Origin of the sequence: Actinomadura sp. HBU206391 (assembly GCF_014323665.1) — a bacterium.
Taxonomy (GTDB): Bacteria; Actinomycetota; Actinomycetes; order Streptosporangiales; family Streptosporangiaceae; genus Actinomadura_C.
Genome location: NZ_JABVEB010000033.1, coordinates 22,135 through 43,257, shown reverse-complemented (window position 1 = coordinate 43,257; position 21,123 = coordinate 22,135). Strand labels below are relative to the sequence as shown.

The following is a 21,123-nucleotide window of genomic DNA, read 5'->3' as shown; positions in this document are numbered from 1 at the left end:
ATGTCACGACATCCCAGGAAGGTGCTGGACGAGCAGATCGATGAGTTTGATCCCGATGAACGGTGCGATGATCCCGCCCCCGCCGTACAGCATCAGGTTGTGACCGAGCAGCTCGGCGGCGCTGCTCGGGCGGTACTTCACCCCGCGCAGGGCCAGCGGGATGAGGACGACGATGATGACCGCGTTGAAGATGACCGCGGACAGGATCGCCGACTCTGGGCTGTGCAGTCGCATGACGTTGAGCTTGTGCAGGCCCGGATAGACCGCCGCGAACAGCGCCGGGATGATCGCGAAGTACTTGGCGATGTCGTTGGCGATCGAGAAGGTCGTCAGGGCGCCCCGGGTGATCAACAGTTGCTTGCCGATCTCGACGATCTCGATGAGCTTGGTCGGGTTGGAGTCGAGGTCGACCATGTTCCCGGCCTCCTTGGCGGCGGATGTCCCGGTGTTCATCGCGACGCCGACGTCGGCCTGGGCGAGCGCGGGGGCGTCGTTGGTGCCGTCACCGGTCATCGCGACGAGCTTGCCGCCGCCCTGCTCCCGCTTGATCAGGGCCATCTTGTCCTCGGGCTTGGCCTCGGACAGGAAGTCGTCCACCCCCGCCTCGTCGGCGATCGCCTTGGCGGTCAGCGCGTTGTCGCCGGTGATCATGACCGTGCGGATGCCCATCGCGCGCATGTGGTCGAAGCGCTCCCGCATGCCGGCCTTGACGACGTCCTTGAGGTGGATGACGCCGAGCACGTGGGCGCTGGATCGGCCGGCCCCCTGCCGGACCTCGCCGACGACGAGCGGTGTGCCCCCGCTCGCCGAGATGCCGTCCACGATGTGGCCGACATCGTCGGTGGGGTGACCGCCGTTGTCGCGGATCCACTTCATGACCGCGGTGGCCGCGCCCTTGCGCAGCAGGCGTCGCTCCTCCTGGCCGGCGTCGCCGACGAGGTCGACACCGGACATTCGGGTCTGCGCGGTGAACTCGATCCAGGCGGCGTGGGCCAGCTCGCCGGGGGTGCGCTCACGCAGCCCGTGCCTGGTCTTGGCGAAGACCACGATGGAGCGTCCCTCGGGCGTCTCGTCGGCGAGGCTGGACAGCTGTGCCGCATCGGCCAACTCCCTCTCGGTCACGCCGTCGACAGGGTGGAACTCCGACGCCTGCCGGTTGCCGAGTGTGATCGTGCCGGTCTTGTCCAGGAGCAGGGTGTTGACGTCGCCGGCCGCCTCGACGGCCCGGCCGCTCATGGCAAGCACGTTCCGCTGCACGAGCCGGTCCATCCCCGCGATGCCGATGGCGCTGAGCAGCGCGCTGATCGTGGTGGGGATGAGGCAGACCAGCAGCGAGACCATCACAATGCCGGTGATGCCGTGTTCGTTGAGGGCGAGCGAGTCCGCCACGCCCGGCTGGTCGGCCTTGGCGTAGATCGCCAGCGGCTGCAACGTGGCAACGGCGAGCAGGAAGATGATGGTCAGCGCGGCGAGCAGGATGTTGAGCGCGATCTCGTTCGGGGTCTTCTGCCGGTCCGCGCCCTCGACCAGCGCGATCATCTTGTCGATGAAGCTCTCGCCCGGCTTCTGGGTGATCTTCACGATGATCTGGTCCGACAGCACCCTGGTGCCACCCGTCACGCCCGAATGGTCGCCGCCGGACTCCCGGATGACCGGAGCCGACTCACCGGTGATCGCCGACTCGTCGACGCTCGCGATGCCCTCCACCACGTCGCCGTCACCGGGGATGAACTGGCCGGCGGCCACGATCACGTGATCTCCCTGCTGAAGCGCCGGTGCGGGCACCGCCTCCTCCTGTACGGGGCCGCCAGGGGCCCAGTCGATCAGGCGGCGGGCCACCATGTCGCTCTTCGCCTTGCGCAGGGTGTCGGCCTGGGCCCGGCCGCGACCCTCCGCCACCGCCTCGGCCAGATTCGCGAAGATCACGGTCAGCCAGAGCCACGCCACGATCAGCCAGGCGAACCAACTCGGCCGGGCGATGGCCAGGATGGTGCTCCACACCGCCCCGATCTCCACGATGAACATGACCGGGTTGCGCCACATGGTCCGCGGGTCGAGCTTGCGGACCGCGTCGGGCAGCGACCTGATCAGCTGCCTCGGGTCGAGCAGCCCGCCCTGGACGCGGGCCGGCGCGGCGGGCCCGGGGCCTGGGCCCGGCACCTCCGCCGCAGGCGCCGGCATCAGCGGATCCCCTCGGCCAGCGGCCCGAGCGCCAGCGCCGGCAGGAACGTGAGCGCGACCAGGATCACGGTGACACCGGCGACCATGCCCACGAACTGGGGGCGATGCGTGGGCAGCGTGCCACCCGAGGTCGGGACCCGGCCCTGCCCGGCGAGCGAGCCGGCCAGTGCCAGTACAAAGATCATCGGGAGGAACCGGCCGAACGCCATCGCCAGGCCGAGTGCGGTGTCGTACCAGGCGGTGTTCGCCCCGAGCCCCGCGAAGGCCGATCCGTTGTTGTTCGACGCCGAGGTGAAGGCGTAGAGGACCTCGGACAGGCCGTGCGGTCCTCGGTTCAGCATCGCGGCGCGCTCGCCGGGCAGGGCCATCGCGACGGCGGTGCCCACGAGCACGCACGCCGGGGTGATCAGGAAGTACATCGACGCGAACTTGATCTCGCGACTACCGATCTTCTTGCCCAGGTACTCGGGCGTGCGGCCCACCATGAGTCCGGCCACGAACACCGTGATCACCGCGAGGATCAGGATCCCGTACAGGCCCGAGCCGGTGCCGCCGGGCGCGATCTCGCCGAGCATCATGTTGGCCATCGTCATCATGCCGCCGAGGCTCGTGTAGGAGTCGTGGGCCGAGTTCACGGCTCCGGTGGAGGTCAGCGTGGTCGCGTCGGCGAACGTCGCCGAGTTCGGCACCCCGAAGCGCGTCTCGACGCCCTCCGTCGCCGACCCGACGGCGGTGGGAACGGTGCCGTGGTGGGCGATCTGGAAGTAGGAGATCAGCGTGACGCTGATGAGGGCCAGGATCGCCATCACCGCGACGATCGCGTAGCCCTGCTTGTCGCTGCCGATCATCGCGCCGAACGTTCGCGGCATGCTGACGGCGATGACCAGCAGGAGAAAGATCTCGAGCCAGTTCGTCCACGTCGCCGGGTTCTCGAACGGGTGGGCCGAGTTGGCGTTGTAGAAGCCGCCGCCATTCGTGCCGAGCTCCTTGATCGCCTCCTGTCCTGCGACCGGCCCTCCGGTGAGGGTCTGCCGGCCACCTGTGAGGGTGTGGACCGTGAAGGGCTCGTGGAAGTTCTGCACGGTGCCGCCGATGACCAGCACGATCGCGGCCACGAAGGCGATCGGGAGCAGGATCCGCAGCACGCAACGCACCAGGTCGACCCAGAAGTTGCCGAGATGGCCGGTCTTCGTGCGAACGAAGCCGCGTACGAGGGCGATGGCCACGCAGATGCCGACCGCGGCAGACAGGAAGTTCTGCACGGCGAGCCCGGCCATCTGCACGAGATGACCCATGGTGGACTCGCCGGAGTAGGACTGCCAGTCGGTGTTGGTGACGTAACTGATCGCCGTGTTCCACGCCTGGTGCGCCACGACCGGTTCGAAGCCCAGGCTCAGCATCAGCCGGTTCTGCAACCGCTGAAGGCCGTACAGCAGAAGAACCGAGACCATCGAGAAGGCCAGGATGCTCCGTACGTAGCCGCCCCATGTCTGTTCGATGTCCGGTCTGGCACCGATCAGGCGGTAGATCCCCCGCTCCACCCGGGAATGCCGCATACCGGTGAAGACCCGGTACATGTGGTCGCCCAGCGGCCGGTAGGCCAGGGCACAGGCGAGCACGATCGACGCCGTGAACAGCAGGCCCGCGAGTGACGCACTCACCTGGACCGCTCCACGGGCGACGGGGCGGTCGGCAGGTCGCACGACACGACGGCCGGTACGAGCCGGGCGACGTTCCCGGCGCTCACAACCGTTCGACCGCCTTCACGATCAGGCCGAACAGTACGAAGATCGCCACCGTCAGCAGGATGTAGGTCAGGTCAGCCACTTCTCCGGTCCCCCTGTCGGATGTACGGGAGCGCCGCTCGATCTGCACCACGCCACAGGCGACCGGCGAGGACGAGCACCGCACTGGGCGGGCGAGATCCTCACTCCCCGTGATCTTTATCTCCCCAAGCGGGCGGACGCCGAAGCGTGCGACTCCCCGGCCCACGAGGTCTCCGGCACGAGTGGATTGGAACGCCGCCGGCACTGGGCGATTCCTGCACGACGTACGATCTGGCATGTGACCAGCAGACCCCCCGCGGCGCAGCACCTGCGCGCCTACGGCGAGTCGCCGTACGGCTACCTGGTGACCAGACCGATCAGGAATCGAGAAGCACCGGTCACCGGGCCGCAGCTAGCGTGACCGCCATGGGATCGGTCCGCCGACCGGCCCTGCTCGTCGATTTCGGCCTTCCCGTTCGTCTTCGGGCTCGACGCGACACACCGGGTCGATGTGACCCACGACTCAGGAGTGACCATGACCGGATCCTCGGGCTGCTTCAGGACCGATGAGTTGGAGACACGATGAGCATGCCCACGAGGACGGACACGCAGTCGCCTGCGCCGCACGCCGCCGACAGCCACGACCTGATCCGCGTGCACGGCGCGCGCGTGAACAATCTCAAGGACGTCAGCATCGAGATCCCGAAGCGCCGGCTTACGGTGTTCACCGGCATCTCCGGCTCGGGCAAGAGCTCGCTGGTGTTCGGCACGATCGCCGCGGAGTCGCAGCGGCTGATCAACGAGACCTACAGCGCCTTCGTGCAGGGCTTCATGCCGACGCTGGCGCGGCCCGAGGTCGACCTACTCGACGGGCTGACGACCGCGATCATCGTCGACCAGGAGCGGATGGGCGCCAACCCCCGCTCCACCGTCGGCACCGCCACCGACGCCAACGCGATGCTGCGCATTCTCTTCAGCCGGCTCGGGAAGCCGCACATCGGCTCGCCCAACGCGTACTCGTTCAACGTTCCGTCGGTGAAGGCCAGCGGTGCGATCACGATCGAGCGCGGCGGCAAGACGAAGGCCGAGAAGGCGACGTTCACCCGCCTCGGCGGCATGTGCCCGCGCTGTGAGGGCATGGGCTCGGTCACCGACTTCGACCTCTCCGCGCTGTACGACGACGGCAAGTCGCTCAACGAGGGCGCGCTCACGATCCCCGGCTACAGCATGGACGGCTGGTACGGCCGCATCTACCGCGGCTGTGGCTACTTCGACCCGGACAAGCCGATCCGCAAGTACACCAAGAAGGAACTGCACGATCTGCTCTACAGGGAGCCGACCAAGATCAAGGTCGAGGGCATCAATCTGACGTACACAGGACTGATCCCGCAGATCCAGAAGTCGTTCCTGTCCAAGGAAGTCGACGCGATGCAGCCGCACATCCGGGCGTTCGTGGAGCGGGCGGTGACGTTCACCGCCTGCCCCGAGTGCGGCGGCACCCGGCTCAGCGAGGCGGCCAGGTCGTCGAAGATCAAGGGGATCAACATCGCCGACGCCTGCGCGATGCAGATCAGCGACCTCGCCGAGTGGGTGCGGGGTCTGAATGAACCGTCCGTCGCGCCGCTGCTGGCCGCCCTGGGAGAGACCCTCGACTCGTTCGTGGAGATCGGGCTGGGCTACCTCTCGCTCGACCGGCCGTCGGGCACGCTGTCGGGCGGCGAGGCGCAGCGCACCAAGATGATCCGTCACCTCGGCTCGTCGCTAACCGACGTCACCTACGTCTTCGACGAGCCCACCATCGGCCTGCACCCCCATGACATCCAGCGGATGAACGACCTGCTGCTGCGGCTGCGTGACAAGGGCAACACGGTGCTCGTCGTCGAGCACAAGCCGGAGGCGATCGCGATCGCCGATCACGTCGTCGACCTCGGCCCCGGCGCCGGTACGGCGGGCGGCACCGTCTGCTACGAAGGCACCCTCGAGGGGCTGCGGGCCGGCGACACCATCACCGGCCGCCACCTCGATGACCGGGCGTCGCTCAAGCCGGCAGTACGCACTCCCACCGGCGCCCTGGAGATCCGCGGCGCCACCTCGAACAACCTGCAGGACGTCGACGTCGACATCCCGCTCGGGGTGCTCGCCGTCATCACCGGCGTCGCCGGCTCGGGCAAGAGCTCGCTCGTGCACGGGTCGCTGGGTCAATCTCCTTCGGCCGCCGACGTGGGTGTGGTCTCGATCGACCAGGGCGCGATCCGCGGCTCGCGGCGCAGCAACCCGGCGACGTACACCGGGCTGCTCGACCCGATCCGCAAGGCGTTCGCGAAGGCCAACGGCGTGAAGCCGGCGCTGTTCAGCGCCAACTCCGAGGGCGCCTGCCCGGCCTGCAACGGCGCCGGCGTCATCTACACCGACCTGGCGATGATGGCCGGCGTCGCCAGCACCTGCGAGGAGTGCGAAGGGAAGCGGTTCCAGGCGGCGGTGCTCGACTACCACCTCGGCGGCCGCGACATCAGCGAGGTGCTCGCGATGTCGGTGGCCGAGGCCGAGGAGTTCTTCGGCGCCGGCGAGGCGCGCATACCGGCCGCGCACGCCATCCTCGACCGGCTCGCCGACGTCGGGCTCGGCTACCTCAGCCTCGGCCAGCCGCTCACCACGCTGTCCGGCGGCGAGCGGCAGCGGCTCAAGCTGGCCACCCATATGGCCGAGAAGGGCGGCGTCTACATCCTCGACGAGCCGACCACCGGCCTCCACCTCGCCGACGTCGAGCAGCTGCTCGGCCTGCTCGACCGGCTCGTCGACTCCGGCAAGTCGGTCATCGTCATCGAGCACCACCAGGCGGTCATGGCGCACGCCGACTGGCTCATCGACCTCGGCCCCGGCGCCGGCCACGACGGCGGCCGGATCGTCTTCGAGGGCACACCCGCCGACCTCGTCGCCGCCCGCTCCACCATCACCGGCGAGCACCTCGCGGCCTACGTCGGCACCTGACCGAGGCCCCCGCGGACACGGTGAGACGAGTTCGCTCAGATTCGGGCGACGCCTCCGTACCAGTTGACCTGGCCCGCCGGTGGGCGGGAGTGGCCGGGATCGGGTCGCCACTCCGAGACGAGGGTCACACCCGGGTCGACGACGTCCAGCCCGGCGAAGGCGAGTTCGGTGAAGGTGGCGGAGTCACGGGCCTGGGCGGGGATGCCGCCCGCGCGGTAGGTGCTCTCGAGCCCCCGTACACCGTCCGGGTCGTGTTCGGGCGTGACGTGCGAGGCGGTGAAGTAGCTGCCCGCCGGCAGCGCCTCGAGCAGGGTGCTGACGATGTGACGGGGGTCGTCGTCGTCGGTGAGGAAGTGCAGGATCGCCACCAGCATGAGGGCGATCGGCTCGTCGAAGTCGAGCGTGCCGCTCACGGCCGGATCATCGAGGATGCCGCGCGGGTCACGCAGGTCGGCGTCGATATAGGAGGTCTTGCCCTCAGGCCGGCTGGTGAGCAGCGCGTTGGCGTGCACCAGCACGATCGGGTCGTTGTCGACGTACACCACGCGGCTGGTCGGCTCCAGCGATTGGGCGATCTGGTGCACGTTGTTCCCGCTGGGAAGACCGGTGCCGATGTCCAGGAACTGGCGGATGCCGGCCTCCTGCACCAGGAAACGGACCGCTCGGCCCAGGAAGGCGCGGTTCTCGCGTACCGCGGTGCGCACCGCCGGCCAGCTCTTCGCCGCCCGTTCGCCGGTCGCCCGGTCGATCTCGTAGTTGTCCTTGCCGCCCAGGTAATAGTCGTACACGCGAGCCGAGTGCGGCTTGCTGACATCGAGCAGCGCGGGCACGCCGCCCGAATCCTGCGTTCCGGAATCAAACGCATCCCCCGGCGACCGAGCCCCGCTCGACATGACGCCCTCCAGTGCTCACCGTGCCCGCCTTAACCAAGATCCCATCTTATGAGGCGGTGACCACATTTCATGTGAGAAAGCACAGTGTTGCACCCGTGCTGCACTACGGGCCCTCGGTCGTCGCCCTGCTCGGCGCCGGGCTGCTGGTGACCGCCACCCGCGTCACCACAGAGCAGGCGCTGGAGGAGGTCGAAATGGTCCACCCTGGTGTTCTTCGCCGGCCTGTTCGTCATGGTCGGCGGGCTGGTCGAGACCGGTGTCATGGGCGGCATCCCCAGGGCCGCCGCCGATCTGACCGAGGGCCGCCTCGGGTTCGCCGCGATGCTGCTGCTGTGGACCTCGGCGGGCCGCTACCTGTAGAGGAGGCCGGGTCGGACGACGTGGCCGCGCTCGATGTGCACGTTAGGGTACATATGGCGACATTCGGCCGGATTCGGGAGATGCGGCCGGGGTCTGGAGATGACATGGCCGCGGGCGCACAGTTGATCGACTTCACGGCCGAGCCGCCTGAGCGTCGCGGCATTGACGTCGACTGGATCCACGGGTCGGCTTCGGCGAAGCGCAACACCGACCCCGACATCCAGGTGTACGCCTACGACGAGCACACGCTCATCCTGCGGCAGAACATGGCGGTGGACTACGAGGCGCCGTTCATGTACCTCATGTTCGGCAACACGCGAGCCGTCCTCATCGACACCGGCGCCACCGCCTCGGCCGAGTTCTTTCCGCTGCGCCGGGTCGTCGACGAAGCCGTCGAACGCTGGCTCCGAACACATCCGAGGGACGGCTATCCCCTGCTCGTCCTGCACACGCATGCCCACGGCGACCACATCGCGGGCGACGCCCAGTTCGCCGACCGCCCCGACACCGTCGTCGTGAACGCGGACCTGAGCAGTGCCTGGACGTTCTTCGGCTTCGCGCGCGACCCCGGCCGGGTGGCTCGTGTCGACCTCGGCGGCCGGGTGCTGGAGTGCCTGGCCAGTCCGGGACACCACGAGACGGCCGTCACGTTCTATGACCCCGGCACCGGGTTCCTGCTCACGGGCGACACGGTCTATCCCGGCCGGTTGTACGTGGACGACTGGGCGGCCTTCAGCGGCACGATCGACCGCCTGATCGCGTTCGCCGCCACCCGGCCGGTCACCCATGTCCTCGGCTGCCACATCGAGATGACCGATCGGCCGGGTGTCGACTACCCCGTCCGCACCACCCATCAGCCGGACGAACCGCCCCTGCAGATGACGGTGGACCAGCTACGCGACATTCGCCGGGCGATCGACGACATCGGCGATCGGCCCGGCCGGCATGCCTTCCCCGACTTCGTCATCTGCCGCCGGACCGGCTGAGCGGCAGGCGCCCTCACCGTCCCGGCGTCCAGAGGTGCGGCCGGCTCGGCCGGTCGGCCGAGATTCGCCGGTAGCGTCAGGTCCCGCGGTTACGATCTCCCCTACAACCCCCGGCAAGGCTAGCCATAAGGGACGACATGACCGACGAGCTTCCCCCTACCGCACCCACCGGCCAGGAGCCTCACTCCAAGATCAACACCGAGATTCCGCACGCGGCCCGGATCTGGAACTACTGGATGGGCGGCCGGGACAACTACAAGTCCGATCGCGCCGCCGGGGACGCCGTCTCCGAGGTGTATCCGGACATCATCACGATGGCCAGGGAGTCCCGTCACTTCCTCAACCGGGTCGTCCGGTACCTCGCCGCCGAGGCGGGCGTCCGCCAGTTCCTGGACATCGGTACGGGCCTGCCGACGATGCAGAACACCCACGAGATCGCTCAGCAGGTCGCGCCCGACTCCAAGATCGTGTACGTCGACAACGACCCGCTGGTGCTGGTGCACGCCCGCGCTCTGCTGGTCAACACCACCCCCGAGGGGGTGACCACCTATGTGGACGCCGACTTCCACGACCCCGACCAGATCATCTCCGACGCGGCGAACGTCCTGAACCTGAACCTGCCGGTCGCGGTCATGTTCATGGGCGTGCTCGGCTACGAGCCCGATCTCGGTGAGGTGCGCTCCATCCTGTCGAAGATCATGGGCGCTGTTCCGTCCGGCAGCTTCCTGGTGCTGTGGGACAGCACCAACACCGGCCAGGCCGTGGTCGACAGCGTCGCCAAGCTCGAGGAGAACGGAGCCGTTCCCTACGTGCTGCGCAGCCCCGAGGCACTCGGCCAGTGCTTCGAGGGTCTGGAGCTGATCGACCCGGGCGTGGTGCCGATCACGAAGTGGCGGGCGGAGTTCGCCGATCTCGAGGAGGGCCCGCCGTTGGACGCCTACGGCGCCGTGGGCCGTAAGCCCTAGGCCGGGGGTTCGCCGCCCCAGAGGGCGCGCAGGGCGGCGTTGACGAGGTCGGGCCGCTGGACATGCGGGTAGTAACCGGGGACCCGCAGCAGCCGGGCGCCGATCCGTTCGGCCGTGACACGCGCGCAGGTCATCAACGGCTCACCGGCCAACTCCCGGTACGGGCGTGGTGCGTCCTCCCACGTCCCGCAGATGACCGGCTTGGGCCAGGGTGCGGCGGCCAGCGCCGCGATCGGGATCTTCCCCTCCCAGCAGGGACGTTCGCGCATGGTGGTGGCCGCGGCCCTTAGGCGTTCCGGTGTCGCCGGCGGCGGGGCCGAGCACGTCATCGGCGTCCACGCGGTAGTCGCTGTGATCGATGTCGGGGCTGCCGCCGTACCCCCGGCGGTCCATCGCCAGCAACCGGTACCGGTCGGCCAGCGGCCGCTGCCCGGCGAAGCCATAGGCCGGATCCGCGCCCCAGGTGAGTATGCCGTGGACCAGTACCGCCGCCGGCGCCCCGACGCCGCTCTCATCCCACACGGTCACGTTGACGTCCGCCATCCGGCCTCCCTCGGCCATCGCCGCCATCATCCTCTGACTCCGATGACTTACACGACAGGCTCTAACCCGCGTTGGCGCGGCGGGCCGTGCTGAACCGGCGTTGGTAGGCGGCGGGGCTGATCGACAGCTGCCTGGCGAAAACCCGTCGCAGGCTTTCGTAACTGAGGAACCGGCGAGGGTCGCGGCCTGCGTCGCGAGCGCACCGCCGACGGGCGATCCGCGACCTCTGCGGCCGGCAGCCGGCACCGCGGGCGCGACGAGCGGACCCTGTGCTCAGCCCCGACAACCACCCATACCGACGAACGTTCTTGAAAGGATTCGAGCATGCGAGCGATCACCGTGCGAGACCGTGACGCGGGTGTCGGCGGCCTCACCCTGACCGACATGCCTTACCCCCACGCTGCGGAAAACGACGTCATCGTGCGCGTGCACGCCGCGGGCTTCACCCCCGGAGAGCTCGACTGGCCGGGAACGTGGTCCGATCGCGCCGGCCGCGACCGGACACCCAGCATCCCCGGGCACGAGCTGTCCGGAGCCGTGGTCGAGCTCGGCTACGGCACCACCGGCCTCACGGTGGGCCAGCGGGTGTTCGGACTGACCGACTGGACCCGCAACGGATCCCTGGCCGAGTACACCGCGGTGGAGGCTCGCAACCTCGCCCCCCTCGCGGCCGACATCGACCACACCGTGGCCGCCGCGCTGCCCATTTCCGGACTGACCGCATGGCAGGGACTGTTCGACCACGCCCACCTCACGACCGGCCAGACCGTCCTCATTCACGGCGCCGCGGGCGGCGTCGGCTCGATCGCCGTCCAACTCGCGCGAGAGGTGGGCGCCCGCGTGATCGGCACCGGACGAGCCGACGACCGTGATGTCGCGCTCGGCCTCGGCGCGCAGACCTTCCTCGACCTGGACGCCGACGATTTGCAGCACGTCGGCGAGGTGGACGTGGTGTTCGACGTGATCGGCGGCGACATCCTCGAGCGATCGACCGAACTGGTACGCCCGGGCGGCACCCTCGTCACCATCGCCTTGCCACCTACCGTGCAGCCCAAGGACGGGCGAGCCATCTTCTTCGTCGTCGAACCCGACCGCGCCCGGCTGACCGACCTCGCCCAGCGCCTCCGGGCCGGACGGCTCAACCCCATCGTCGGCGCTGTGCGACCGCTTTCCGAAACGGCTTCCGCGTTCGCCCGCCACCGCCGCACGCCCGGCAAGACGATCATTCAGGTCGCGGACGAGCAAGGAGCGCAGCACTCGTGATCAGTGTGCGAATCGCCAGCGGCGTGCTACCTCCGACGTCAATATGGCCGGTCGTCTCAACCGATGCCAGACCCCGGTCATCGGCCGTTCAGCGTGCGGCGGGCCGCGTACAGGACCGCGCCGGCGGCCAGCACCGCACCGCCGGACAGGACCGAGATCGGCGGCAGACTGACGGCGAGCGCCACGCAGCCGGTCAGTCCCAGGACGGGGACGATCCTCGGCGGTCGGCCTTCACCGGCGGTCAGGGTCCAGGCGGAGGCGTTGGCGATGGCGTAGTACGCCAGTACGCCGAAGGAGGAGAAACCGATCGCGCCGCGCAGGTCGGTGGCCAAGACCAGGACGGCGACGACGGCGCCGACGGTCAGTTCGGCGCGGTACGGCACCTTGGTGCGCGGGTGCACGGCCGCCAGGGCAGGCGGCAGGTGCCGGTCTCTGGCCATCGCCAGCATGGTGCGGGAGACGCCGAGGATCAGCGCGAGCAGTGACCCGAGGGCGGCGATCGCGGCCCCGGCGCCCGCGATGGGGGCGAGTGCGGGGGCGCCTGCGGCGCGGACCGTCTCGGCCAGCGGGGCGGCCGCCCCGGCCAGTCGCTCGGGGCCGAGGACGGCCAGGGCCGAAGCGGCCACGGCCGCGTAGACGACCAGCGTGATGCCCAGCGCGATGGGCACGGCCCGCGGGATGGTGCGGCCGGGATCGCGTACCTCCTCGCCCAGGGTGGCTATGCGCGCATAGCCGGCGAAGGCGAAGAACAGCAGGCCGGCGCCCTGCAGGACACCGTGCACGCCGGCGTCGGCGCCGATGTCCAGCCGTGCGGCCTGCGCCTGGCCGCTCGTCAGGCTCGCCACGACCACGGCGGCCAGCACCAGCAGCACCACCGCGACGATCGTGCGGGTCAGCCACGCGGCCTTCTGGACGCCGGTGCAGCTCAGTGCGGTCAGCGCCGCCACCGCGGCCACCGCCACCTCCCGCTCGTGAGCCGGCCACACGTAGGCCCCCACGGTCAGGGCCATCGCCGCGCACGAGGCGGTCTTACCGACCACGAAGCTCCAGCCGGCCAGGTGGCCCCAGAAGTCGCCCAGACGTTCGCGGCCGTAGACGTACGTGCCGCCCGAGGCCGGGTAGCGTGCCGCGAGCCGCGCCGAGGAGGTGGCGTTGCAGTAGGCCACCACCGCCGCGAGACCGAGGCCCAGCAACAGTCCGGATCCCGCGGCCGCCGCGGCCGGAGCCGGCGCGGAGAAGACCCCGGCCCCGATCATCGAACCAAGGCCGATCACAACTGCGTCCCGCAGGCCCAGGCGACGCTCCAGTCGCGACTGCCCGGCTCCGGTCGGTGCCACGGCCATGCCACATCCCATCGCCGAACAAAACGAAACCCGATATCGGGTTACGATACCGGGTCGCTATTCCATGTGGCCCCAAAGTGTGCGGCCCAGAGTATGAAAGGGCCCACGGCGTCTCGCCGGGCGTCCCTGACCGCCTCCCCGAACGTCCAGTGTTCCCATCCGGTCCTGTGGTCGGCAAGGATCAGTGTGCTCCAGCCGCCGCCCATGCAGTAGGGGCCGCCGTGCAGGTCGGAGACCAGCTCCTGCCATCTGTCGCAGTCCTCGTAGGCCAGCAGCCGGCACGCGTCCGAGACGATGACGCATTGCCGCACCGAGACGGGCCGGTCGCCGAGTCGTTCGAGGAAGTCCGTCCAGCCTCGGCTCGCCTGGTAGGGCAACTGCAGAGCCGAGGTGAACTGTTCGATCGCCTTCGCCGCGGTCGTGCATGCCGCGCCGAGCACCATCCGCACCTCTGCGCCGCCGCGGGCGTCGTCAAGGGCGATGTCGAGCCGCGTCACCAGCTCGGACGCGTCCTCGCCGGAAAGCTCCACGGCCAGCACCCGGCCGCGCCGGCCGACGATCTGTTCCACCAGCACGTCCAGACGGTCCTTGCCGGTGCCGCCGGCCGGTTCTTCCGGCATGTTCACCTGGTGAACCTCTCACTCGTCACCCGCGACCCCCTCAGGTCGCGCAGCCGCTCAGGGGTCGTCCCGCGTACGTTCGGGCGGGCACGGCGGGCACCGCTAGTGAGACTCCCGCGCCCCGTCGTAGACCTCGCGCGCCGTGAAGACGTCGTCCAGCCTGTTCTCGACCCAGCGGGTCAGTGCCCACACCTGCTCGGCGGCCTCGCGCCCGATCGGCGTCAGCGAGTAGTCGACGCGCGGTGGGATGACGGGCTTGGCGTCGCGGTGGACGAAGCCGTCGCGTTCCAGGGTCTGGAGGGTCTGCGCGAGCATCTTCTCGCTCACCCCACCGACCTGGCGGCGCAGTTCACTGAAGCGGTACGAGCGCTCCAGCAGCGCGGCCAAGACCAGTACGCCCCAGCGGCTGGTGACATGTTCCAGCACCAGCCGTGAGGGGCATTCCGCGCGATTGACGTTCGGCGGCGGTCCGAGCCTCTCGGGCACCACGGAGTGTCCGGCCACCGACTTCTCACTTACGCTCACATCAGTACCTTACTTCAAGGTGGGTACTTTCGCTGAGTTAGTACCCCCCGTAGGGTAAGCCACCGGTGCAGGACCTGCACTTATGCCGTCCACTGAACAACACGGGGGAAGCACTTCCATGAGCATCGTCATCACCGGGGCGACCGGGCAGCTCGGGGGCATGATCATCGCGGACCTGCTCGCGGCCGGGGTACCGGCGGACGGGATCACGGCCATCGCTCGCAGCAGGGAGAAGGCCGCCGATCTGGTGGCGAAGGGCGTTCGGGCGCACATCGCCGACTACGACCGGCCCGAGACGTTCACGGGTGCGTTCCAGTCGGGCGACCGCGTGCTGCTGATCTCCGGCACCGACGTCGGCAGGCGCGCCCCGCAGCACGCAGCGGTGATCGACGCGGCCAAGGCGGCGGGCGTGGCGCAGCTGGGATACGTCGGCGTGTTCGGCGGGCCCAAGGCCGACTTCCTGCTCGCGGCCGATCACCGCGAGACCGAGCAGTTGATCCTCGACTCCGGTCTGCCGTACACCTTCCTGCGCAGCAACTGGTACTCGGAGGCGTACGCCGGCGACATCGGGGACCTCCCCGGTGCGGTCGAGCGCGGCGCCATCGTCACCAATGTCGCCGCGGGCAGCCGCATCGCCACCGCCCCGCGCGCCGACTACGCCGCTGCGGCCGCGGTCGTCATGAACGAGGACGGGCATCTGAACAAGGCGTACGAACTGGGCGGCGACACCGCCTGGTCCTTCGAGGAGTTCGCCGAGGAGGTCTCGCGGCAGACCGGAAAGAAGGTCGTCCACACCTCCGTCACGGGCGCCGAGCGCAGGGCGATCCTCATCGGTGCGGGGCTCCCCGCCGCCTTCGCCGAGGTCCTGGTGGACGTGGACGACGCCATCAGCCGCGGCCTGCTGTCGGCCACCCCGGGCGACCTGTCGCGGCTCATCGGACGCCCGACCACCCCGATCGCCGACTCGATCGCGGCGGCACTGGCGTCCCCGGCGCCGAGGTCGTGATCACCGGAGGGCGATCACGGTGAGCGAAGCCAGGGCCCGTGTGCCACAGGTCGGCCACGGCGCAAGTGCGTGCGGCGGACGCACAGAAACAACTGGACGAAGCCCGCCCTGCGCTGGACATCGAGAACAACCATGGCCACGACGGCCCGTTGAGCCCGGAGCGCGCGCGACAACTCGCCCCCGCCATTGCCTGGGAGCTCGAACGCGCACGTGAGGAGAGGTGGCCGCCCCTGTGGCCGATCTCGGCGGGCTCGAGCCCCTGGCGATTCTCGACCAGGTCGTATTCGCGGTCGCCGGCGTCGTGATCGCCGTCGCCGGCGTCACCACGACGCTGCTCGCCCAGTGGGCAATGGGAGATTCCTGGCGCATCGGAGTGGCCGAGGGCGAACGCACCGACCTGGTCACCTCCGGAGCGTTCCAGATCGTACGCAACCCCATCTTCACCGCGATGTCCATCACCAGTGTCGGACTCACCCTGATGGTCCCCAACGCCGTCGCCATCACCGGGCTCGGCGCGCTGCTCATCGCGTTGCAACTGCAGGTGCGCGTGGTCGAGGTGCCGAGCCGATGCGCTCGAAAGGTACGCCGTATCTCTTGTGTCTCCCGCTCTCCTGGGTGAGATTTGATCAACCTTGCCTTTCCACGAGCTCCCGGAGCCCCCATGCAATGGCGCACCAGAGGCATACGCATGCTGGGCGCGTCGGCCGTGACCGCCGCGGTGTTCACCGCGGTCGCCGTCCCGACCGGCGCCTCCCATGCCGGCACCACTCCCACGATCAAAGTGCAGGGAGGTGAGACCCAGCCGGTCTTCTCCCGGGCCGACGCGGTCTATCAGACCGTCGACGTCCAGACCACGGTCGACAGTGACGACGACGGCAAGCGCGACACGGTACGGGTGCGGGTCCTGCGGCCCAAGGAGACCGACCAGGGCCTCAAGGTCCCGATCATCATGGAGCCGAGCCCGTACTGGGCCGGCACTCTGGACATCCCCAACCACGGGGTCGACGTCGACGGTGACGGCCTGGACGACACCACGGGCAGGAGGCTCTCCGCGCCGCCCGGCGACCCGAGCTCCCGCAGCAAGCTGACCTCGGAGCTGCTCGGCGGGGCTCCCGGAGCCCGCGCCGCCGCCCAGGTCTGGTCCGGCTACTACGACAACTACTTCCTCCCTCGTGGTTACGCCGTGGCTCAGGTGGACAGCATCGGCAGCGGCGGCTCGACCGGTTGCCCGACCATCGGCGACCGCGACGAGACGCTCGGAGTCAAGGCGGCCGTGGACTGGCTGACCGGCGACGCCAAGGGCTGGGACGAGAGCGGCAACAGGGTCAGGGCCGACTGGAGCACCGGCAAGGTGGCGCTCCAGGGCATCTCCTACAACGGCACACTGCCCAACCAGGTGGCGACCACCGGCGCCCGGGGACTCAAGACGATCGTCCCGATCGCCGCGATCTCCTCCTGGTACGACTACTACCGGGCGAACGGCGGCGTCCTCGCTCCCGGTGGGTTCCAGGGCGAGGACACCGACGTCATGTCCAAGCTCATCTACACGCGGGCCGACAAGGAGATCTGCAAGCCCGTCATCGCCGACCTGGCCGCACGGCAGGACCGCGAGACCGGCGACTACTCCAAGTTCTGGGCGGCGCGCGATTTCCTGGTCAACGCCAAGAAGGTCCGGGTCCCGGTGTTCCTCGTGCACGGCCTGAACGACTGGAACGTCAAGACCAAGCAGTTCGCGCAGTGGTGGGAGGCGCTTCAGGGGCAGGTCCCGACCAAGCTCTGGCTGCACCAGGCCGGTCACTCCAACCCGTTCAACCTGCGCATCGAGGAGTGGCTGCGGCAGCTGCACCACTGGTACGACCACTGGCTGTACGGCATCGACAACGGGATCACGCGCGAGCCCCGGGTCGACGTCGAGCAGGCGGACTTCAGCTGGAAGACGCAGGACGCCTGGCCGGCGCGCGGCACCAAGGACGTCACGCTGCACCTCAACTCGGGCGCCGGCGGGAACGCGCAGCCCGGCAGGCTGTCCACGGTCCGCGCTTCCCGGGACGTCCAGTCCTTGACCGATCAGGGTCGTACGGTGAACGCGAACACGCTCGTGGACAACGAGACCGAGGCGAACGAGAACCGGCTGGCCTACCTGACGCCCGGGCTCGTCAAGGACGTACACCTGAACGGCACGCCGACGATCTCGGTCGACGCCTCGCTCAAGGGCACGTCGCCCTATCTCACCGCGATGCTGGTCGACTACGGAACCGACACCCGTGCCACGAGCGGGACCTCCAGCGACACCTCGCAGCAGATCTGCTACGGCTCGGGCATCCCCGGTGACACCGGCTGCGCCTTCAGGACCAGGCACGTGACCGAGACCGCGGACTTCAAGATCGTGACTCGTGGGTGGCTGGACGCCCGTAACCGCCATGACGCGGCTCGCACCGAGCCGATCAAGGAGGGCAGGATGTACTCCTTCCGCTGGGACATGCAGCCGGAGGACTACGTCTTCAAGAAGGGGCACCGGATCGGCGTCGTACTGATCTCGACCGACTACGACTACACCCTGCGTTACCCGGCCGGCACCGTCATGAAGGTCCAGACCGGGATCAGCTCGGTGCGGCTCCCCGTCGAAGGCGGCGGATCAGCGATCGGCTGACCCGCCTGCGTGCTCGTCGCCGCTCACCGAAGGAGCGGCGACGAGCACGTCCCGCCGCGGTACGAGCGGCACGGTCATCGCGCAACCGTTCCCTTGCGAGGCGACCTCGACGTACGCCCGCGTGCCCCACCTCGAGTCGCGCATCGTCGCCAGCGCGTACAGCCGAAGCGGGATCAGCAACGTGAGGTTCATCAGCGCGTAGAGGGGTGCCGCGAGGAACGTCAGCACCCGGTCGAGCGGCGGCACCGCGGCGGCACCGCGCAGATAGTGCAACGACCGCACCCAGCTGGCGGCGCACACGTACACGATGTAGCCGACCCCCGCCGCCCACCAGTGCGGCTGGATGGTGACCGTCGCGACCCCCACGATCAGGGCGCTGGTGAACGCCACCCAGGTGACCAGCTCGACCAGGTTCAGCCACCAGCACACCCGCCCGGGCGATGTACGTGTCATCAGCAGACCCTCGCGGATGAACGACTTGGTCCACCTGGCCTGCTGCCGCAGATAGTGGGAGATCCGTTCCGGGACGGCCGTCCATGCCACCGCCTGAGGCTGGATGACGGTGCGTCCCTCGAGCAGGCAGTAGAAGGTGAGGCGACGATCGTCACCGGCGGTGGCCGGGGCGCCGAGCCAGGTCTGGGTCAAGAAGTCGTCGAGGTACCGGCGGACCACCCAGCCCCGGTAAAGCGCCATCGACCCACATGCGCACAGCACCGATCCGAGCCGCGAGTAGGCGACCCGGTCGCCGAGGAAGGCGTTGACGTAACGCATGTCGATGAGCCGGGTCAGCAGGTTCACCGACCGGTTGAGCGCCAGCACGAGCCCGGTGACGCACATCACCTTGCCGGAGGCGAACGGCTGCAGGGCGCGCTCGGTGGCCTCCCGCTCGAGGACGGTGTCGGAGTCGACGCACAGGTACACGTCAGCGTCCCAGTTGGCGGCGAACCCGGCGGCCAGGCCCTCCCGCTTGCCGCGGTTCTCGGTGAACCGGATGACCTCGAAGCGCACGCCGAGGTCCCGGAAGTACGGGGCCATGCTCTCGGCGAGCTCTGCGGCGTCCGGGGAGTCGGACCCGTCGTCGACGACAGTGATCGAGTCAGGGCGGCGGGTCTGGCCGATGAACGAGTCGAGGCACGAACGCAGCACGCTCGGGTCCTCGTTGTAGGCGGTGACGACCGCGGCGACTTCGAGCGTCGGGGTCGCGGGACCCCACGACGGCGGCTTCCGCCGGCCGAACGGGATGGACATCACCAGTTTGGCGAGCACGATGCTGCCCACCGCGAGGCCGTACCAGCCGACGTGATGGGAGAGCACGTTCGCCGTCCCGACCGCCATGGCGCTCACCGGGCGGCCCAGGGCCGAGAACCGGGATCGGTCGTGTGGCGCGGGTCGATCGCCTCGTGCGCGATGCGCGCAGTGGTGAGGATCGGATATCGGGGGTCGGTCGTACGGTCGGTCGCCATGGGGCCCAGCTCTTCCGGGGGGTTCGAGTGGGGTGAGACCCCGTCCGCCTTGAAAAATCGCCGCGGTTGGGGCCGCCTCTGTCTGCGGGGCGAACAGTGGGACAGGTGGGGTCCACGGGCACCCGGTTCCGCCAGTCAAGTTCCGCCAGTTCCGCCCGCTGGAACGTGGAATGGGACGAGAATACACAAAGTCGTCAAACAGCAAAATAGTAGGACAGAAGGTAATTGTTAGGTCTAGTCACAGACGCATCGAAGGCAACAAAGCGTCGCATTGCTCTCATGAAAGCCACCCGCATCAGCCGTGATGGACGGGCTGCGCTACCGCTCCGCCTGACGCTCCTGCGGCGGTACGTCCTCGACGGTCTGGAGCAGGCCCCAGACGAAGTGGGCGACGCGGGAAGGCGCGCCGTCGGCCGGGGAGAAGACGACATGCCACCGGCTGGGCACCGTGTCGGCGTGGTGCTGGACCGGCGCGAACCGCATGGCCACATCGCCGACGACGCACGACCACGGGGCCAGATCCGCGACGCCGTCGAGCCGGGGCGCCTGCGACGTCTCGGGCCGCACCAGCCACTCCAGCAGGATCGATCCGTCAGGCCCGATGAGCGCCTCGAACCTCAGGTCCGGCCACAACGGCAGTTCCCACCAGGCAGCCTGGCAGATCACATCGCCCAGACGGCGGTCGGCGTGGGCGGCCGGCGGGCCGAGCACGCCCCGCAGCCGGCGCTCCCCACCGGGAAACCTCATCGAGCGCAGCATGCGCTGCCACCGGGCGTTCACCTGTCGCATCTCGGTACGCGTGGCGTCGAGCGAGCGGGCCGCGGCCATGACGAGATCGGGCTGGTAGTCGGCCATGCGTCGGAGCAGGACCAACTGGAACTCACGTCGCGCGAACCCGTCCATGACCGAATCGCGGGCCGACCCCGTCGTCGGGACCGGCCCCGCCTCCCACCCGCTCGCTCGAACCCCCGCCCGGCCGGCCGCGCCGCCTGACGGGCCGCGATGACCACGCGGCGAGAAGCCTACGTCGGCGGCGTCGCGCGTCGTAGTGCGACGCCCGCCCGGCGCCGACCACGTACGGAGCAACACGAACGGTCCGAACGCGTGCTGAGCGGCTCACGCCGCCTGGATCAGCCGGTCTGCCGGCCGTCCATGTCCTGCTGGAGTCGGGCGTTGAGGTTCTGGGCCTGAGCGAGTTCGTTCTCCAGAACGACAATGCGGCAGGCGGCCTCGAGGGCGGTGCCCTGGTCGATCAGTTCCCGGACCCGCTGGGCGAGACGCAACTGGTCACGGGAGTAGCGGCGGTGCCCGCCATCTGAGCGTTGCGGGGCGATCAGCTTGGCGGTGTCGAGGCTGCGCAGGAAGGCGGGCGTGACACCGAGGATCTCGGCGGCGCGGCCCATGCTGTACGCGGGGTAGTCGTCATCGTCGAACTTGGCGTCGGGATTCGCGCCGGGCGCGCCATCCGTGGACAGGTCGCCGCCGGGTGAATCACCGGCCGAAGCGCTGTTCATTCGATCCATACAGCCTCCACACGTGCTCGGGTCCGGCGCCAGGACACGCCGGGTGGC

At 69.2% G+C, this 21,123-nt stretch carries 22 protein-coding genes; 9 read left to right on the top strand and 13 right to left on the bottom strand.

The genetic code is table 11. The features are described 5' to 3' along the window. Positions 1-3: 3 nt before the first annotated feature. The 3 genes from kdpB to HKK72_RS40940 form a co-directional block, all read right to left on the bottom strand. Complete coding sequence (kdpB, locus tag HKK72_RS14010; protein WP_187234775.1) at positions 4-2,181, bottom strand: potassium-transporting ATPase subunit KdpB; 2,178 nt, start codon at positions 2,179-2,181, stop codon at positions 4-6. After that, positions 2,181-3,842: a potassium-transporting ATPase subunit KdpA gene (kdpA, locus tag HKK72_RS14005; protein ID WP_187234774.1), complete on the bottom strand. Its 1,662-nt coding sequence runs from the start codon at positions 3,840-3,842 to the stop codon at positions 2,181-2,183. The genes kdpB and kdpA overlap by 1 nt, the downstream gene beginning before the upstream one ends. An 82-nt stretch (positions 3,843-3,924) precedes the next feature. Beyond that, positions 3,925-4,059 (bottom strand): hypothetical protein, encoded by a 135-nt coding sequence (locus HKK72_RS40940; protein WP_261986802.1) that lies wholly within the window; start codon positions 4,057-4,059, stop codon positions 3,925-3,927. A gap of 186 nt (positions 4,060-4,245) precedes the next feature. On the opposite strand from HKK72_RS40940, the gene HKK72_RS40935 reads away from it, so the two are divergent. Then, positions 4,246-4,368: a hypothetical protein gene (locus HKK72_RS40935; protein ID WP_261986801.1), complete on the top strand. Its 123-nt coding sequence runs from the start codon at positions 4,246-4,248 to the stop codon at positions 4,366-4,368. Between the two features lie 161 nt (positions 4,369-4,529). Then, positions 4,530-6,935 carry an ATP-binding cassette domain-containing protein gene (locus tag HKK72_RS14000; protein WP_187234773.1) on the top strand — a complete coding sequence of 802 codons (2,406 nt, stop codon included), beginning with the start codon at positions 4,530-4,532 and terminating at the stop codon, positions 6,933-6,935. A 35-nt stretch (positions 6,936-6,970) separates the two neighbouring features. Here HKK72_RS14000 and HKK72_RS13995 read toward each other — a convergent pair whose 3' ends face one another. Further along, positions 6,971-7,765 carry an SAM-dependent methyltransferase gene (locus tag HKK72_RS13995; protein ID WP_315987236.1) on the bottom strand — a complete coding sequence of 265 codons (795 nt, stop codon included), beginning with the start codon at positions 7,763-7,765 and terminating at the stop codon, positions 6,971-6,973. A gap of 270 nt (positions 7,766-8,035) precedes the next feature. Here HKK72_RS13995 and HKK72_RS13990 point away from each other — a divergent pair, with 270 nt between their 5' ends. The 3 genes from HKK72_RS13990 to HKK72_RS13980 all read left to right on the top strand — a co-directional run bounded on the left by HKK72_RS13990 (position 8,036) and on the right by HKK72_RS13980 (position 10,139). Beyond that, entirely contained in the window at positions 8,036-8,188 is a 153-nt protein-coding gene (locus HKK72_RS13990; protein WP_187234771.1) for a hypothetical protein, read from the top strand. A gap of 104 nt (positions 8,189-8,292) precedes the next feature. After that, positions 8,293-9,174: an MBL fold metallo-hydrolase gene (locus tag HKK72_RS13985; protein ID WP_187234770.1), complete on the top strand. Its 882-nt coding sequence runs from the start codon at positions 8,293-8,295 to the stop codon at positions 9,172-9,174. A gap of 137 nt (positions 9,175-9,311) precedes the next feature. Further along, entirely contained in the window at positions 9,312-10,139 is an 828-nt protein-coding gene (locus tag HKK72_RS13980; RefSeq protein WP_187234769.1) for an SAM-dependent methyltransferase, read from the top strand. Here the strand turns inward: HKK72_RS13980 and HKK72_RS39845 are convergent. Together HKK72_RS39845 and HKK72_RS13975 are read right to left on the bottom strand one after the other, a co-directional pair. Then, the gene (locus HKK72_RS39845) at positions 10,136-10,273 is read right to left on the bottom strand and encodes a hypothetical protein (RefSeq protein WP_222720680.1); all 138 of its coding nucleotides are present in this window, start codon (positions 10,271-10,273) and stop codon (positions 10,136-10,138) included. The genes HKK72_RS13980 and HKK72_RS39845 overlap by 4 nt on opposite strands. Before the next feature lie 7 nt (positions 10,274-10,280). Next, entirely contained in the window at positions 10,281-10,682 is a 402-nt protein-coding gene (locus HKK72_RS13975) for an alpha/beta fold hydrolase (RefSeq protein ID WP_222720679.1), read from the bottom strand. Positions 10,683-11,006: 324 nt separating this feature from the next. On the opposite strand from HKK72_RS13975, the gene HKK72_RS13970 reads away from it, so the two are divergent. Beyond that, entirely contained in the window at positions 11,007-11,945 is a 939-nt protein-coding gene (locus HKK72_RS13970; RefSeq protein WP_187234768.1) for an NADP-dependent oxidoreductase, read from the top strand. A gap of 77 nt (positions 11,946-12,022) precedes the next feature. Here the strand turns inward: HKK72_RS13970 and HKK72_RS13965 are convergent, their stop codons facing one another. The 3 genes from HKK72_RS13965 to HKK72_RS13955 all read right to left on the bottom strand — a co-directional run bounded on the left by HKK72_RS13965 (position 12,023) and on the right by HKK72_RS13955 (position 14,433). After that, positions 12,023-13,288, bottom strand: coding sequence for an APC family permease (locus tag HKK72_RS13965; protein WP_187234767.1), 1,266 nt, complete (start codon positions 13,286-13,288; stop codon positions 12,023-12,025). 41 nt (positions 13,289-13,329) lie between these two features. After that, positions 13,330-13,914, bottom strand: a complete 585-nt coding sequence (locus tag HKK72_RS13960; protein ID WP_187234766.1) for a hypothetical protein — start codon at positions 13,912-13,914, stop codon at positions 13,330-13,332. 96 nt (positions 13,915-14,010) lie between these two features. Continuing rightward, positions 14,011-14,433: a helix-turn-helix domain-containing protein gene (locus HKK72_RS13955; RefSeq protein WP_315987235.1), complete on the bottom strand. Its 423-nt coding sequence runs from the start codon at positions 14,431-14,433 to the stop codon at positions 14,011-14,013. Positions 14,434-14,551: 118 nt separating this feature from the next. Between HKK72_RS13955 and HKK72_RS13950 the strand changes: the two genes are divergently transcribed. The 3 genes from HKK72_RS13950 to HKK72_RS13940 all read left to right on the top strand — a co-directional run bounded on the left by HKK72_RS13950 (position 14,552) and on the right by HKK72_RS13940 (position 18,089). Beyond that, positions 14,552-15,439, top strand: coding sequence for an NAD(P)H-binding protein (locus HKK72_RS13950; RefSeq protein ID WP_187234765.1), 888 nt, complete (start codon positions 14,552-14,554; stop codon positions 15,437-15,439). Positions 15,440-15,659: 220 nt separating this feature from the next. Then, positions 15,660-16,058 carry a methyltransferase family protein gene (locus tag HKK72_RS13945; RefSeq protein WP_187234764.1) on the top strand — a complete coding sequence of 133 codons (399 nt, stop codon included), beginning with the start codon at positions 15,660-15,662 and terminating at the stop codon, positions 16,056-16,058. A 69-nt stretch (positions 16,059-16,127) separates the two neighbouring features. Then, positions 16,128-18,089, top strand: a complete 1,962-nt coding sequence (locus HKK72_RS13940; protein WP_222720678.1) for a Xaa-Pro dipeptidyl-peptidase — start codon at positions 16,128-16,130, stop codon at positions 18,087-18,089. Here the strand turns inward: HKK72_RS13940 and HKK72_RS13935 are convergent. The 4 genes from HKK72_RS13935 to HKK72_RS13925 all read right to left on the bottom strand — a co-directional run bounded on the left by HKK72_RS13935 (position 18,075) and on the right by HKK72_RS13925 (position 20,955). After that, positions 18,075-19,424: a glycosyltransferase gene (locus tag HKK72_RS13935; protein WP_187234762.1), complete on the bottom strand. Its 1,350-nt coding sequence runs from the start codon at positions 19,422-19,424 to the stop codon at positions 18,075-18,077. The two genes, HKK72_RS13940 and HKK72_RS13935, sit on opposite strands and share 15 nt — an antisense overlap. 5 nt (positions 19,425-19,429) lie before the next feature. Continuing rightward, positions 19,430-19,552 (bottom strand): hypothetical protein, encoded by a 123-nt coding sequence (locus HKK72_RS40930; protein WP_261986800.1) that lies wholly within the window; start codon positions 19,550-19,552, stop codon positions 19,430-19,432. Between the two features lie 318 nt (positions 19,553-19,870). Continuing rightward, positions 19,871-20,455, bottom strand: a complete 585-nt coding sequence (locus tag HKK72_RS13930; RefSeq protein WP_187234761.1) for a hypothetical protein — start codon at positions 20,453-20,455, stop codon at positions 19,871-19,873. 227 nt (positions 20,456-20,682) lie between these two features. Then, positions 20,683-20,955 carry a MerR family transcriptional regulator gene (locus tag HKK72_RS13925; RefSeq protein ID WP_261986805.1) on the bottom strand — a complete coding sequence of 91 codons (273 nt, stop codon included), beginning with the start codon at positions 20,953-20,955 and terminating at the stop codon, positions 20,683-20,685. Positions 20,956-21,123: the final 168 nt, after the last annotated feature.